The organism is Flavobacterium sp. ALJ2, assembly GCF_015594725.1.
GTDB lineage: Bacteria > Bacteroidota > Bacteroidia > Flavobacteriales > Flavobacteriaceae > Flavobacterium.
In genome coordinates this window covers 1-344 of the sequence record NZ_JADNRC010000088.1, presented here as the reverse complement: position 1 = coordinate 344, position 344 = coordinate 1, and the positions used below count along the sequence as shown (strand labels likewise).

At 27.9% G+C, this 344-nt stretch carries 1 protein-coding gene; it reads right to left on the bottom strand.

The features are described from left to right. Positions 1–31: 31 nt before the first annotated feature. A partial coding sequence (locus IUY40_RS19335; RefSeq protein WP_195738472.1) for a hypothetical protein occupies positions 32–344 on the bottom strand: 313 nt, incomplete at its 5' end.

Below are 344 nucleotides of genomic sequence, written 5' to 3'. Positions count from 1 at the left end.
AATTTTATGATTGAGTAAATAAACTCCGTAATTAATCTTTAAAAACCCTGACAAATATTTTGGTTAGCGGGATTTCTTTACTTTCTTGCTTCACTATTACCTTAACCTCTTTATTAGAACCGTTAACTTTAAATAAGATTTCGATGGGTTTACTTTTATCCAAGCTATTAAATGCTTTAAATATTTCTTCTTCTTGAAAATCTTGTGCGTTTTTATCCTTAATTATTTCAGAATGATATCTATTTAAATAATATATAATGTCTTCTCGTAACATAACTCTACCAATATATTTTTGTCTAGATGCATCTTGCCATCTGAGCTCAACAAAATAAGGAATAGCCCTA